This is a genomic window from Rathayibacter sp. AC451, from assembly GCF_979253095.1.
Window position 1 is genome coordinate 2,540,468 of the sequence record NZ_CEEDBD010000001.1, and the last position, 14,137, is coordinate 2,554,604.

The window sequence follows — 14,137 nt, forward strand, 5'->3', positions numbered from 1 at the left end:
ACGGAATTCTTGTAATAGTGGAGGCATGACCTCCCGCGATCTCGCCGCCGAGCTCGACGAGCTCCGCGCTCGCCTCGATCTGCTCGAAGCGAGCGGAGCCGTCGCGGCTGATCCGGAATCGGCCCGCGACGACCCCTTCTGGGCCCTCACCGCACTCCGCGAGCGGCTCTCCCCACCGGGCGGAGTCGTCTTCGCCGGCTCCGTCGGCACCCCCGCCGGCCCGGTGGAATGGCAGTACGGCCTCACCACCGACGCGTTCTTCGAGCGCGACTGGGGCGCGAGCCCCGGCCCCACCGCCCTGGCCGCGCTCGGCAGCCCGGTGCGCCTGCGCTTCCTCCAGGCGATCGCCGGCGGAGTCGAGACCGTCGCGCAGCTCGCCGAGAGCGAGGGCGCCGGGACGACCGGGCAGATCTACCACCACGTCAACCAGCTCGTCGCGGCGGGCTGGCTCGAGGCCCGCGGGCGAGGCCGCTACGGCATCCCGCCCGAGCGCCTCGTCCCCCTGCTCGTGATCCTGCTCGCCTCCGGAGGCCCCCGATGACCCGCACGAGCACCGCACGCACCCGCACCCGCACCCTCGTCGTCGCCGCCTCCGCGGCCGTCGCCGTCCTCACCGCCGGCGTGCTCCTGCGCCCGCCGACGCCGTCCCTCTCACCCCAGACCACGGGAGACGCCGAGCTCACGACCTGGATCGCCGATCACCTCGGCGACGGCGCCCGCGACCAGCTCGTCGCCGCGGTCGTCACTCCCGACGACGTGCGCTTCGCCGGCTTCGGGGCCGACGAGAGCACCGAGGTCGAGATCGGCTCCGTCACCAAGACCATGACCGCGCTGCTGCTCGCGCAGAGCGCCGCCTCCGGCACCGTCTCCCTCGAGGACCGCGCCGCCGATCACGCCGATGTCGGCGGCCTCCCCGCGACGCTCGAGGAGCTCGCGACCCACCGCTCGGGCCTGCCGCGGCTGCCGGGAGACGCCGGCGTGCTCGTGCGGTCGGTGCTGTCGCAGCTGCGCGGCACCGATCCGTACGCGGGCTACTCCGCTGACGACGTCCTGCGCCACGCGGCCGATGCCACGCGCGGAGACGGCACCGTCCTCTACTCCAACCTCGGGCCGGCCGTGCTCGGGCAGGTGCTCGCCCGGGCCGAGGGCGCCGCGTACGCCGATCTCGTGCAGGAGCGGATCCTCGCCCCGCTCGGCATGACCGCCAGCCGCGTCCCCACGACTGCGGACGGCCTCGGACCCGACGCTCCCACCGGATACTCCGCGACCGGCCGCGCGGTCGACGCGTGGGCGATGGAGGGCTACGCGCCGGCGGGAGGCGTCCGCTCGACCGCCGCCGACATGGCCCGCTACGCGCAGGCGCTGCTCACCGACGATCCGGCGCTCGGAGTCCCGGCCGCCGAGGTGCTCGCACCGCGGCACGAGGCGGGCGATCTGGGCCGCATCGGCCTCGCCTGGCTCATCGCAGAGCGCGAGGACGGCGGCGAGACGACCTGGCACAACGGCGGGACCGGGGGCTACTCCACGCTGCTCGCCCTGGACCGCGAGCGCGGCGTCGCCGTCTTCGTCACCGGGAACACCGCCGCCTCCGTCGACGAGCTCGGCATGCGGCTGCTCGCCCACGTGCTGGAGGAGGAGTCGTGATCGTCCCTACACTCGTCGCGCTCGCGATCGGAGTCTGGGTCGTCGGGCGCACCGCTCTCGCCCTGCTCCCGGTGCGCGGGTCCGCGAAGCTGCTCGCCCGCGATCGGCTCCGCGTGCTGTCGCACCTGATCGACTCCGTCGCCGTGCTGGCCCTCGTGCGCGTCTTCGCCGACTGGGGCGCCGTGACGCTCGCGCCCTGGTTCCTGCTGGTCGCGGTCACGGCGGCGGCCGCGGCGGGGGCCGCCCTCCGGTGGGAGTCGCTGCCCTGGCTCGAGGAGGGAGCCCGGGTCGGTCGTCGCAGCGCGGGGCTCGCGGCCTCCGCGGCGGTCACCGCGGCCCTGATCGGCCTCGTCGCGGTCTGAACCGGAGCGCGCGGCCCGCTACTCCGCCTGCTCGGGCAGGGGATCGGGCTCGGGGTTGTCGAGCACCGCGCCGTTCTGATCGCCGACGCTCAGGACGGTCGACGGGGCGAGGTTGAGGGTGTCGCCGCCGAAGAGGCTGTCGATGCTCACGCCGTCGCGGCGCACCGAGTTCAGCGCGTCGAGGAAGTCGGTGCTGATGCAGAAGCGGTCGGCGATCTGCGCGGTGATGTCGCCCGCGGCGACGAGGTAGGAGGCGGGGGTGCCGTCGTCCGCGGTCGTCACGGATCCCGTGGCACCGGTGCGCGATCCGCGGTCGCGCGCGAACTCGATGTCGACGCCGCCGATCGTGCCGGCCTCGGCCGCATCGACGTAGGCGATCTCGCACGGTCCCGTCGAGGGCAGGGGAGTGGATCCGCCCGGGACGACCGACACGGGGGCCGGGGTGAGGACGGCGCTCGGGACGGGGCGCGGGCCCTCCGTCTCGGAAGCGGACTCAGAGGCGGGAGCGGAGGCGGACTCGGAGCTCGACTCGACCGGTGCGCTCGCGACGGGCTCCGCCGCGGTGCAGCCCGACAGCCCCGCCACCAGGAGGGTCGAGGAGAGGGCGATCAGGATGCGCTGGGTCGTCGTCTGCCGTGCCACTCGGCGACTCTAACCCGCGGGGGCCGGAGCACCGCGTCCCCGCACCGGGGCGCATTGACCTCCGCCGTCGATGGGACCCATGACGAGCCCCTGTTGGACACCGCGGCCCGCGAGGCGTTGGCTGGGAGCATGAAGTACACGCATCTCGGCCGCACCGGCCTGTCCGTCTCCCGCGCCGTCCTCGGCACCATGAACTTCGGCCCCGAGACCAGCGAGCCCGACTCGTTCGCGATCATGGACCGCGCGCAGGAGCTGGGCGTGAACTTCTTCGACACGGCGAACGTCTACGGGGGCGGGGCGAACCGCGGCGGCACCGAGGAGATCGTCGGCCGCTGGTTCGCCCAGGGCGGCGAGCGCCGCGAGCGCACGGTCCTGGCGACGAAGGTCTACGGAGACATGGAGCAGTACGCGGCGCCCGGCGCCGAGCGCGGCCGCGACTCCTGGCCCAACGGCGGCCGCCTCTCGGCGCTCAGCATCCGCCGGGCCCTCGACGACAGCCTGCGCCGCCTGCAGACCGACCACATCGACCTGTACCAGTTCCACCACGTCGACCGCACGACGCCGTGGGACGAGATCTGGCAGGCGATGGAGGTCGCCGTGCAGCAGGGCAAGGTGCTCTACGTCGGCTCCAGCAACTTCGCGGGCTGGCACATCGCCCAGGCGCAGGAGGCGGCCCGGTCGCGGCACTTCACCGGTCTCGCGTCGGAGCAGTCGATCTACAACCTGCTCACCCGCGACATCGAGCGCGAGGTGCTGCCCGCCGCGCTGCACTACGGACTCGGCGTGATCCCCTGGTCGCCGCTGCAGGGCGGCCTGCTGGGCGGAGTGATCGAGAAGACGGAGTCGGGCAGCCGGCGCAACGCCGGTCGCGCCGCGGAGGCGATCGAGAAGAACCGCCCCGCGCTCGAGCAGTACGAGGCCTTCGCCCGCGAGCGCGGTGTGGCGCCCGGCGAGCTCGCGCTCGCGTGGCTCCTGCACCAGCCCGCGGTGACCGGGCCGATCACCGGCCCGCGCACGATGGAGCAGCTCGAGAGCGCGGTCGCGGCCGTCGACGTGACGCTCGACTCCGACGACCTGGCCCGCCTCGACGAGATCTTCCCCGGGCACCGCACGGCGCCCGAGGACTACGCCTGGTGACCCCCGTCCCCCCACTCCCCCACGAACGAAGAGGACCCATGAAGCAGCGCACTCTCGGCGACGTCTCCGTCGGCGCGATCGGCCTCGGCGGCATGCCGATGTCGATCGAGGGCCGACCCGACCGCGAGCGGTCGATCGCCACCCTCCACGCCGCGCTCGACGCCGGCGTCACCCTGATCGACACCGCCGACGCCTATCACCAGGGCGGCGACGGCGACCTCGGCCACAACGAGCTGCTGATCGCCGAGGCGCTGCGGAGCTACGGGGGCGACACCTCCGGAGTGCTCGTCGCCACCAAGGGCGGGCACCTGCGCCCCGAGCCCGGCGTCTGGACGCAGGACGGACGTCCCGAGTACCTGAAGGAGGCGGCCCGCGCCTCTGCGCAGCGCCTCGGGGTCGAAGCGATCGACCTGTACCAGTACCACCGGCCCGACCCGGAGGTGCCCTACGCCGACTCCCTCGGCGCGCTCGTCGAGCTGCTCGACGAGGGGGTCATCCTGCGCGCCGGCATCTCGAACGCCGATCCGGCGCAGATCCGGGAGGCGCACGGGATCCTGGGCGACCGCCTCGTCTCGGTGCAGAACCAGTTCTCGCCGTCGTTCCGCTCGAGCGAGCCGGAGCTCGAGCTCTGCGCGGAGCTGGGCATCGCGTTCCTGCCGTGGAGCCCGCTCGGCGGCATTTCGTCGGCGGCCGACCTGGGCTCGCGCTACTCCGCGTTCGCCACCGTCGCCGAGGCGCACGGAGTCTCGCCGCAGGTGGTCTGCCTCGCGTGGGAGCTGGCCAAGGCCCCCGTCGTGCTGCCGATCCCGGGCGCCTCGCGTCCCGAGAGCATCCGCGACTCGGCCACGGCGGCCGACCTGGAGCTGACCCCGGAGGAGCTCGCGTCGCTCGACTGAGCGCCGGGCGGTCTCGATACGCCCCTCCGGGGCTACTCGACCAGCAGGGATCGGGACACGCGACCTGCGGCAGCTCCTGCTGATCGAGTAGCCCGCGCAGCGCGCGTATCGAGATCCACCAGCGCCGGGCTCGTGGGTCTCGATACGCCCCTCCGGGGCTACTCGACCCGCAGCAGGACGGCGCTACTCGACCGGCACCGCCGACGGCGACGGCAGTGCGGCCACGAACGCGCGGGCCGCCGACGTCGCCCGCTCCGGCAGCGCCACCATCGTGCGCCAGACGAGCAGCGGATCCTCGAGGGGCACCGCCGTCAGCGCACCCGGCCGCTTCTCGGCGAAGTGCGCCGGCACCACCGCGACGCCCATCCCGTACTCGACCAGGTCGAGCAGCGTGTGCACGTCGTTCACCTCGAGCTCGACCTCGAACGGCAGCCCGTGCTCCGCGAAGGCCCGCGCGGCCAGATGGCTCGCACCCCAGTGGTCCTGCAGCCCCACGATCGTCTCGCCGACGAGGTCGGGAACGCGGCACGAGACGCGGTCGGCGAGCGGATGATCGGGGTGCGTCAGGACCGCGAAGCCCTCGCTCGCGAGCGGCAGGGTCCGCACGCCCGCGGGCGTCGCTCCGATGTCGGCGACGAGCGCCAGATCGAGCCGGCCCGCCGCCACGGCCTCGAGCAGCGCGCCGGATCCGTCGTGCGTCAGCCGCAGCGCCACTCCGGGATGCTCCCCGCGGAAGGTCGCGAGCTCGCGCGGCAGGTGCACGCCGCCCAGGCACTCCTCGGTGCCCACCGCGAGGCTCCCCCGCAGCACGCCCTGCACCGCGCGCACGGCGTCGCGGGCGGCGAGCGCGCTGGCGACCGAGCGCTCCGACTCCTCGAGCATCGCGTGACCGGCGGGCGTCAGCTCCACGCGCCGGGTGCTGCGGGTGAACAGCGGACTGCCGAGCTCGCTCTCGAGCGCGCGGATGGACGCCGACAGGCCCGACTGCGAGATCTGCAGCGCGCTCGCGGCGCGGGTGAAGTGCTGCTCCTTCGCCACGGCGAGGAAGTGTTCGAGCTGACGCAGTTCCATGGGTCCATCTTCGCCGCGCGCGGGCGCCGTCGGGGACCCGGGGCTCAGACGGGCGTCGAGACCGCGATCACGACTCCTGTGAGGGACGAGCGGAGCCGCTCGAGACTCTGGTCGTCGGAGTCGCCGTCGAGGAGGGACTGCTTCACGGCACCCTCGTAGCTCGCCAGCACCAGCCGGACCGCAGCGGTGGGCTCGAGTGCGAAGTCCCGGCCGACCTCCCGCAGAGCCGAGCCGATGATGTCGACGAGGGAGGCGTCGAAGCGCGCCCGGAACCCGCTGTAGCGCGTCGCGATGGCGGGGTCACGCAGGGCCAGCAGCTCGAACTCGGCCTGCACGAGGCACCAGCGGCGGTCGTCGTCGAAGGGGCCGTGCAGGAAGTCGAGCACCACCGCGCCGAGCGCCTCGGTGGTCAGCGGCTCCGCGGTGCCGGCGAGCTTGGGCAGCGTGCGGCCCATCTGGTCGACGAGCCCGGCGAGGCGGGCGCCGTTCTCGCGCTCCATCAGGGCGAAGAACAGCTCCTCCTTGCTCGTGAAGTTCGAGTAGAACGCGCCGCGGGTGAAACCGGCCCGCTCCGACACCTGCTCGACCGAGGCCGAGTGCACTCCGGTCTCGGCGAACACGTCGTAGGCCGCGTCGAGCAGCCGCTCGCGGGTGCGGCTGCGTCGGGAAGACTGCTCGGGAGCGTCGACCACCGTCATTCCTGGATCCTCTCCGAGAGCTGTCAAGGGGCGTTGAGCGGGATCACTGTATCGGATACGTTCCTGTATCGGATACATTCGTGTATCGGGTACACCGTCGTATCGTCCTCCTCTCCCTCGATCATCAGGAGACCGCGTGTCGTCGCTGCTCTACCGACTCGGGCGATGGGTCTACCAGGCCCACCGTCTCGTCGCCGTCCTCTGGCTCGCCGTCGTCGTGCTCGCGGGAGGCGGCGCCGTGCTGCTGAACCAGGGCACCGACAACAGCTTCTCGATCCCGGGCACCGAGTCGCAGACCGCGCTCGACCAGCTCGAGCGCACCTTCCCGCAGGTCAGCGGCACGTCCGCGCGCTACGTGGTCGTCGCACCCGACGGCGGCAGCGTCGACGACGCGGACATCACCGGACCCGTGGCCGACGCCGTCGCGGCGCTGACCGGCATCGAAGGCGTCGCAGCGGTCACCGACCCCTACTCCGACACCGTCGAGGGCACGATCTCGGACGAGGGGAACGCCCTCGTCATCACCGCGCAGATGGACGGCTCCGCCACCACGACCTCGGTCGAGTCGCGCGACGCGCTGAAGGCCGAGGCCACGACGCTCGAGGACGCGCTGCCCGCCGGCTCCGTCGTCTCGCTCGGCGGCGACCTCTTCTCGCAGAACCTGCCCGGAGTGACGATCACCGAGGCCATCGGCCTCATCGTCGCGCTGGTGGTCCTCGTGCTGACCTTCGGCTCGTTCCTCGCCGCCGGCATGCCGCTCGTCACCGCCCTGCTCGGCGTCGCCCTCTCGATGTCGGCCATCTTCATCGCGACCCGGTTCGCGTCGATCTCGTCGACGACTCCGCTGCTCGCCCTGATGCTCGGGCTCGCCGTCGGCATCGACTACGCCCTCTTCATCATCAGCCGCCACCAGGACCAGCTGAAGCAGGGCATGCACCCGGAGGAGTCGACCGCCCGCTCGGTCGCGACCGCCGGCTCCGCGGTCGTGTTCGCCGGCCTGACCGTCATCATCGCCCTCGTCGGACTCTCGGTCGCCAACATCCCGTTCCTGACGACCATGGGCATCGCGGCGGCGGGCGGAGTCGCGATCGCGGTGGTCATCGCGCTCACCCTCACTCCGGCGCTGCTCGGCTTCGCCGGCGAGCGTCTGCGCCCGAAGGAGCGCCGCGCGAAGAAGAAGGCGGCGACCGCGAAGCAGGTCGCCGGCGCCCACGCCGACCCCGAGGTCGAGCCCGACACCGCGCCCGCCTCGCCCGGCACCCACGTGCACGCCGAGGTCCCGCGCGGCTTCTTCCGCGGCTGGGTCCGCGCCGTCACCCGGTTCCCGATCGTCACGATCATCGCCGTGGTCGGCGTGCTCGGAGTCGCGAGCATCCCCGCGCTGAGCCTGCGCCTCGCGCTGCCCGACGCCGGCTACCAGGCCGAGGGCACCCCCGCCCGCGACACCTACGACCTCCTCGCCGAGAACTTCGGCGACGGCTACAACGGCCCGCTCATCGTCACGGGAACGATCATCGGCTCGACCGATCCGCTGGGCCTGATGGCCGACCTCAAGACCGAGATCGAGGGCCTGGACGGCGTCGCCTCGGTGCCGCTGGCCACTCCGAACGAGACCGCCGACACCGGGATCATCCAGGTGATCCCCGAGGGCGGCCCGGACTCCGAGGAGACCAAGGCGCTGGTCGCCGAGATCCGCGACAAGCACGACTACTTCCAGGAGGAGTACGGCGTCGACCTCGCCGTGACCGGCCAGACCGCGGTCGGCATCGACATCTCGGACACGCTGGCGAACGCCCTGCTGCCGTTCGGCATCCTGGTCGTCGGCCTCTCCCTGGTCCTGCTGACGATGGTGTTCCGCTCGCTCTGGGTGCCGCTGAAGGCGACGCTGGGCTACCTGCTGTCGGTCGGCGCCTCGTTCGGCGCGGTCGCCGCGGTGTTCGAGTGGGGCTGGTTCGCCGACGCCCTGCACGTCGACAAGACGGGCCCGATCATCAGCTTCATGCCGATCATCCTGATGGGCGTGCTGTTCGGCCTCGCGATGGACTACGAGGTCTTCCTCGTCTCGCGGATGCGCGAGGACTACGTGCACGGCCGGTCGGCGCGCGCGGCGGTCGAGTCGGGCTTCGTGGGCTCGGCGAAGGTCGTCACCGCGGCCGCGGTCATCATGTTCTCGGTCTTCGCCGCGTTCGTCCCCGAGGGCGACACCAACATCAAGCCGATCGCGCTCGGCCTGGCCGTCGGCGTCTTCGTCGACGCGTTCATCGTGCGGATGACGCTGGTCCCGGCGGTCCTGCACCTGCTCGGCGACCGCGCCTGGCACATGCCGCGCTGGCTCGACCGGATCCTCCCGTCGTTCGACGTGGAGGGCGAGGGCCTGACGAAGGAGCTCGCGCTCGCCGACTGGCCCGAGCGCGGAGCGACCGACGCGATCGCCGCCGAGGGACTCTCGCTCGACGGGCCCGACGGACCGCTCTACCGCGACGTCGCCGTGCGGGTGCCCGCCGGCGCCGCGCTCGTCGTGCACGGCCCGCACCGCTCGGGCCGCACCGCCCTGCTGCTGACCCTCGCGGGCCGGCTGGCGCCCGACTCCGGACGCCTCAAGGTCGACGGACTCGTGGTGCCGATCCGCGCCTCCGCGGTGCGCGGCCGGGTCGGGCTCGTGCGCCTGGCCGGTGCCGCCGATCCGATCGAGGAGGTGCGCGCGGCGCTCTCGACGCACCCGGCGCTCCTGGTGCTCGACGACGTAGACACGGTCACCGACCCGCGGCTGCGCGACGGCCTGCGGGTCGAGCTCGACGGCGCCCTGGCCTACGCACTCGAGAACGAGCGCTCCTTCACCGTCGTCGCCTCCGCCGTCGAGCCCGACGCGCTCGACGATCTCCTCCCCTCCGACCGCGACGTGCGCGCGGTCTCGACTGCGGCCGCCGGCCGCGCGATCGCAAAGGTCCTCTGACAGATGGCTCTCTTCTCCCTCGAGCGCCCCCGCGGCGCCAAGAAGGTGTCCTGGTTCACCCTCCTCGGGATCGTCCTGGTCCCCCTCGCCATCGGCGGGCTGCTCGTCTGGGCCCTGTGGGACCCGACCCAGCGCCTCGACCAGGTGACGGCCGCGGTCGTGAACGAGGACACCCCGGTCGAGCTGAACGGGCAGACCGTGCCGCTCGGGCGCCAGCTCGCGGCGGGGCTCGTGACCGGAGGGACGGAGGAGTCGACTCCCTCGCCCTCCGCGAGCGCGACGCCCGCCCCCAACGTCTCCGGCTCCGACTCCACCTCGAACTTCACCTGGGTGCTCACCGACAAGGACGACGCGGCCGAGGGCCTGGCCGACGGCTCGTACGCGACCGTCGTCACGATCCCCTCGAACTTCTCGGCCGCGGCCACGTCGTACGCGGGCGACGCCGCCGAGGCGACCAAGGCCACGATCGACATCGCCACCAGCGACAAGGCCAAGCTCGTCGACGACGCCATCTCGGCCACCGTCACGAGCACTGCGACCTCGCTCCTGAACACGCAGCTGACCACCTCGTACCTCGAGAACGTCTACGTCGGCTTCAACACGCTCAACGAGCAGATCGGGCAGGCGGCCGAGGGCGCCGGCACCCTCGCCGACGGAGCGACCCAGCTCGGCACCGGCGCGTCCTCGCTCGCCGACGGCACCAGCTCCCTCGCCGACGGCATCGACGAGCTGGCCACCGGCGCGTCGTCGCTGTCGGACGGAGTCGCGCAGCTCGGCACCGGCGCGTCCTCCCTCTCCAGCGGCGTCGCGCAGCTGGGCACGGGCGCCTCCGATCTGTCGGGCGGAGTCGCGCAGCTCGCCACGGGCGCGCGCGACTCGGCGACCGGCGCGGCCCAGCTCGGAACCGGAGCGACCGCCGTCGCCGACGGACTCGACCAGCTGAGCGCCAGCACCGTCACGATCGGCGAGAGCACGCAGCAGATCGCGACGCTCTCGGGCGGCGCCGCGCAGTCGACCGCGGGCACCTTCGCGGCTCTGCAGCAGGCGCTGGCCGGTTGCGAGACTCCGCAGTGCCTGGCCGCGAGCGGCATCGTCGCGAACGCGCTGACCGCTCCCGACGGACCGGTCGTGCTGACCGCGACCGCCGCCGGAGCGACGCAGGCGCTCGACGCGGGCATCCGCGTCGGCACTCCCCGAGACGCCGTCGCTCGTCGCGGGCACGCAGCAGGCCGCGGGCGGCGCCCGCCAGGTCGCGACCGGAGTGACGTCGCTCTCGACCGGGCTCGGGCAGCTCGCCGACGGGGCCGACTCGGCCGCCGCCGGCGCCGCCCAGCTCTCGACCGGAGCGGGATCCGCCGCCGCCGGAGCCGCGCAGCTCGCCACCGGCGCGACCTCGGCCGCCGAGGGCGCCGAGCAGCTCTCGACCGGAGCGTCCTCCGCCGCCGACGGGGCGGACCAGCTCGCCGAGGGCGCGACCGGCGTCTCGGACGGAGCTCTGCAGCTCGCCGACGGCACCCGCACCCTCGCGACGGGCCTCGACGCGGCGGTCGCCCAGCTGCCGACGTACACCGAGTCGGAGTCGCAGAACCTGGCCGACGTGGTCGCGGACCCGGTCGAGAACGCGAGCAGCGACACCTCGCTGTTCGGCGCCTCCTCCGTGCCGTTCTTCACGACGATCGCCCTCTGGCTCGGCGCCCTGGCGACGTTCCTGGTGCTCGCCGCCTTCTCGCACCGCGCGCTGTCGTCGACCCGCTCCTCCGCGGCGCTCGCGCTCTCGTCCTACGCACCCGCGCTGGTGATCGGGCTCGTGCAGGGCCTCGCCGTCGCGATCGTGATGCAGTTCGTCGCCGACCTCGACGCCGGCTCGTTCGTCGGGTTCGCGCTGCTCTCGATGCTCGTCGGCGCGTCCTTCGCCTCCGTCAACCAGGGCCTGGTGGCGCTGCTGGGCGGAGTGGGGCGCTTCCTCGCGATGCTGGCCGCGGTCATCGGACTCGGCGCCGGCATCATCTCGACGGTGCCCGGGATCTTCGAGGACGCCCTCGGCTTCCTGCCGCTGTCGGCCGCGCAGAACGCGCTGTCGGGAGTGGTCGAGAGCACGGGAGGCGTCGGCGGCGCAGTCGTCGGCCTCGTGATCTGGCTGCTGTTCGGCCTGCTGCTGACGGTCGCCGCGATCGCCCGCCGCCGCGTCACCTCGGTGCGCGCGCTGGGCCGGCCCGCGGCGGCGTAGGCCCCCCGTTGCTGGTCGAGTAGCCCCGCAGGGGCGTATCGAGACCCACCACCCCAGCAGACGCGGATCTCGAGACGGCCGCTCCGCGACCTACTCGATCAGCAAGACCCCCTGCTGGTCGAGTAGCCCCGCAGGGGCGTATCGAGACCCACCACCCCAGGAGACGCGGATCTCGAGACGGCCGCTCCGCGACCTACTCGATCAGCAAGCCCGGCGCCCCTCAGCCCTCCGCGCCGCTCGCGATCTGCTCGTGGTGGTGGATGACCTCGGCGACGATGAAGCCGAGGAACTTCTCGGCGAACGCCGGATCCAGGTGCGACTCCTCCGCGAGCGACCGCAGGCGAGCGATCTGGCGCGCCTCGCGGTCGAGGTCGGCGGCCGGAAGTCCGTGCGCCGCCTTCAGCCGTCCGACCTTCTGCGTGAACTTGAAGCGCTCCGCGAGCAGGTGGATCAGGGCGGCGTCGATGTTGTCGATGCTCTGCCGGATCTGCTCGAGCTCGGCCCGGGCCTCCGACTCCTCGAGCGACGGGTTCTCGGTCATGCGTCCGACCCTAACGGACCCGGTTCGACGACGAAGGCCCCCGCTCCGCGAGGAGCAGGGGCCGTCATCGGGGCCGGTCGTCAGGAGACGATCGTCAGGAGACGATCGTCAGCTCCACGGGGATGTTGCCGCGGGTCGCGTTCGAGTACGGGCACAGCGTGTGCGCCTTGTCGGCGACGGCCTGCGCCTGCTCCGGGCTCGCGTTCGGCACGTGGATGTCGAGCTCGACCGCGAGGCCGAACCCGCCGTCGTCGTTCTTGCCGATCGAGACGCTCGCCGAGACGGCGGCGTCGGTCGTGTCGATCTTCAGCTCGCGTCCGGCGCCGTGCAGCGCGCCGAGGAAGCAGGCCGAGTACCCCGCCGCGAAGAGCTGCTCGGGGTTGGTGCCGTCCCCGGAGCCGCCGAGCTCCTGGGGCGGGCGGGTGTCGAGGTCGAGGCGGTCGTCCTCGGTGCGGACGTGGCCGTCGCGTCCTCCACCGGAGGCGTGGGCGATAGCGGTGTAGAGAGCTTCCATCCCCCCATCACACCACTCGGCGCCCGTGTGGAGGGTGAACGCCGGATGCACGTGTGCTCAGCGCCGCCCGTTCGCCGTCCGGGGACATCCGCTCCAGCAGGGCGTCAACCCCGTGACAGCTCCCGCCCCCGCGGTGTGGCCTGGAGGGGCACGACCGGCGAGCGCCGGTCAGAACGGAGCAAGCATGCGCGCACTCACGTGGCAGGGCATCGAGAAGGTCTCGGTCGAGACCGTTCCCGACCCCCGCATCCAGCAGCCCACGGACGCGATCGTCCGGATCACCTCGACCGCGATCTGCGGCTCGGACCTGCACCTCTACCGCCTCCTGGGCCCGTACCTCGACAAGGGCGACATCCTCGGCCACGAGCCGATGGGCGTCGTCGAGGAGGTGGGCGCCGGAGTGACCTCGCTGTCGGTCGGCGACCGCGTCGTCGTCCCCTTCAACATCGCCTGCGGCGAGTGCTTCATGTGCCGCCGCGGACTGCAGTCGCAGTGCGAGACGACGCAGGTCACCGAGTACCAGTCGGGCGCCGCGCTCTTCGGCTACACGAAGATGTACGGCCAGGTCCCGGGCGGCCAGGCGGAGTTCCTCCGCGTGCCGCTCGCCGACTACAACACCGTCAAGGTCGGCACCGACCTGCCCGACGACCGCTACCTCTTCCTCAGCGACATCGTGCCGACCGCCTGGCAGGGCGTCGACTACGCGCAGGTCCCGGAGGGAGGCACGCTGGCCGTCTACGGGCTCGGTCCGGTGGGTCAGTTCGCCGCCCGCATCGGGGTGCACAAGGGCTTCCGGGTGCTCGCGATCGACCCGGTCGCCGAGCGCCGCGCCATGGCGGCGCGCCACGGGGTCGAGGTGTTCGACCTCACGGACGACGTGGTCGCCGAGCTGCGCGACCTGACCGAGGGCCGCGGCCCCGACTCCGTCGTCGACGCGGTCGGCATGGAGGCGCACGGCTCGCCGGTCGGCTCGCTCGCGCAGTCGATGGCCGGGCTGCTGCCCGACCCGCTCGCGCGGAAGGCGATGGACACGGTCGGAGTGGACCGGCTCGCCGCGATCCAGGGCGGACTCGAGCTGGTGCGGCGCGGTGGGACCGTGTCACTGAGCGGCGTGTACGGCGGCGAGGCCGACCCGCTGCCGCTGAAGTCGATGTTCGACAAGCAGGTCACGCTCAAGATGGGCCAGTGCAACGTCAAGCGCTGGATCGACGAGCTGCTGCCGCTGGTCGAGGACCCGAGCGACCCGCTGGGCGTCATGGACCTCGTCACGCACCACGCGCCGCTCGAGGACGCCCCGGGTCTCTACGAGACGTTCCAGAAGAAGGAGGACGGCTGCATCAAGGTCGTGCTGCAGCCGTAGGGACTCCCCCTCCCGCGTTCGGAACGTCGGCCAGGAGCAGGGCTCAGCCACCATCGTGGCTGACGGGCACTCCCTGGCCGACGTTCTGCCCG

The 14,137-nt window shown here is 72.8% G+C and carries 13 protein-coding genes and 1 pseudogene; 9 read left to right on the top strand and 5 right to left on the bottom strand.

What is annotated here, in order from left to right:
- Positions 1-25: 25 nt before the first annotated feature.
- The 3 genes from AC0CID_RS12135 to AC0CID_RS12145 are packed head-to-tail and all read left to right on the top strand — an operon-like array spanning position 26 to position 2,006.
- Positions 26-541 (top strand): winged helix-turn-helix domain-containing protein, encoded by a 516-nt coding sequence (locus AC0CID_RS12135; protein ID WP_465227009.1) that lies wholly within the window; start codon positions 26-28, stop codon positions 539-541.
- On the top strand, positions 538-1,644 hold the full coding sequence (locus AC0CID_RS12140) for a serine hydrolase domain-containing protein (RefSeq protein ID WP_465227010.1): 1,107 nt from the start codon (positions 538-540) through the stop codon (positions 1,642-1,644). The genes AC0CID_RS12135 and AC0CID_RS12140 overlap by 4 nt, the downstream gene beginning before the upstream one ends.
- Positions 1,641-2,006 carry a hypothetical protein gene (locus tag AC0CID_RS12145; RefSeq protein ID WP_465227011.1) on the top strand — a complete coding sequence of 122 codons (366 nt, stop codon included), beginning with the start codon at positions 1,641-1,643 and terminating at the stop codon, positions 2,004-2,006. The genes AC0CID_RS12140 and AC0CID_RS12145 overlap by 4 nt, the downstream gene beginning before the upstream one ends.
- Positions 2,007-2,024: 18 nt before the next feature.
- On the opposite strand, the gene AC0CID_RS12150 is transcribed toward AC0CID_RS12145, so the two are convergent.
- Positions 2,025-2,648 (bottom strand): hypothetical protein, encoded by a 624-nt coding sequence (locus AC0CID_RS12150; protein ID WP_207403416.1) that lies wholly within the window; start codon positions 2,646-2,648, stop codon positions 2,025-2,027.
- A 129-nt stretch (positions 2,649-2,777) separates the two neighbouring features.
- On the opposite strand from AC0CID_RS12150, the gene AC0CID_RS12155 reads away from it, so the two are divergent.
- Together AC0CID_RS12155 and AC0CID_RS12160 are read left to right on the top strand one after the other, a co-directional pair.
- Entirely contained in the window at positions 2,778-3,785 is a 1,008-nt protein-coding gene (locus AC0CID_RS12155) for an aldo/keto reductase (RefSeq protein WP_465227012.1), read from the top strand.
- Positions 3,786-3,823: 38 nt separating this feature from the next.
- On the top strand, positions 3,824-4,681 hold the full coding sequence (locus AC0CID_RS12160) for an aldo/keto reductase (protein WP_207403414.1): 858 nt from the start codon (positions 3,824-3,826) through the stop codon (positions 4,679-4,681).
- A 183-nt stretch (positions 4,682-4,864) separates the two neighbouring features.
- On the opposite strand, the gene AC0CID_RS12165 is transcribed toward AC0CID_RS12160, so the two are convergent.
- The gene (locus AC0CID_RS12165) at positions 4,865-5,752 is read right to left on the bottom strand and encodes a LysR family transcriptional regulator (protein WP_465227013.1); all 888 of its coding nucleotides are present in this window, start codon (positions 5,750-5,752) and stop codon (positions 4,865-4,867) included.
- Between the two features lie 44 nt (positions 5,753-5,796).
- Positions 5,797-6,450 carry a TetR/AcrR family transcriptional regulator gene (locus AC0CID_RS12170; protein ID WP_465227014.1) on the bottom strand — a complete coding sequence of 218 codons (654 nt, stop codon included), beginning with the start codon at positions 6,448-6,450 and terminating at the stop codon, positions 5,797-5,799.
- A 136-nt stretch (positions 6,451-6,586) separates the two neighbouring features.
- On the opposite strand from AC0CID_RS12170, the gene AC0CID_RS12175 reads away from it, so the two are divergent.
- The 3 genes and pseudogenes from AC0CID_RS12175 to AC0CID_RS12185 all read left to right on the top strand — a co-directional run bounded on the left by AC0CID_RS12175 (position 6,587) and on the right by AC0CID_RS12185 (position 11,630).
- Positions 6,587-9,403, top strand: coding sequence for an MMPL family transporter (locus AC0CID_RS12175; protein ID WP_465227015.1), 2,817 nt, complete (start codon positions 6,587-6,589; stop codon positions 9,401-9,403).
- A gap of 3 nt (positions 9,404-9,406) precedes the next feature.
- Positions 9,407-10,150: pseudogene (locus AC0CID_RS12180) on the top strand (YhgE/Pip domain-containing protein); the annotation flags it as partial.
- A 514-nt stretch (positions 10,151-10,664) separates the two neighbouring features.
- Positions 10,665-11,630 carry an ABC-2 transporter permease gene (locus AC0CID_RS12185; protein ID WP_465227016.1) on the top strand — a complete coding sequence of 322 codons (966 nt, stop codon included), beginning with the start codon at positions 10,665-10,667 and terminating at the stop codon, positions 11,628-11,630.
- Between the two features lie 220 nt (positions 11,631-11,850).
- Here the strand turns inward: AC0CID_RS12185 and AC0CID_RS12190 are convergent, their stop codons facing one another.
- A complete protein-coding gene (locus AC0CID_RS12190; RefSeq protein WP_207403409.1) occupies positions 11,851-12,171 on the bottom strand; it encodes a chorismate mutase in 321 nt (106 codons plus the stop codon).
- Between the two features lie 94 nt (positions 12,172-12,265).
- Positions 12,266-12,685, bottom strand: a complete 420-nt coding sequence (locus AC0CID_RS12195) for an organic hydroperoxide resistance protein (protein ID WP_465227017.1) — start codon at positions 12,683-12,685, stop codon at positions 12,266-12,268.
- Positions 12,686-12,869: 184 nt separating this feature from the next.
- Between AC0CID_RS12195 and AC0CID_RS12200 the strand changes: the two genes are divergently transcribed.
- Positions 12,870-14,045, top strand: a complete 1,176-nt coding sequence (locus tag AC0CID_RS12200) for a zinc-dependent alcohol dehydrogenase (RefSeq protein WP_056868687.1) — start codon at positions 12,870-12,872, stop codon at positions 14,043-14,045.
- Positions 14,046-14,137 lie beyond the last annotated feature (92 nt).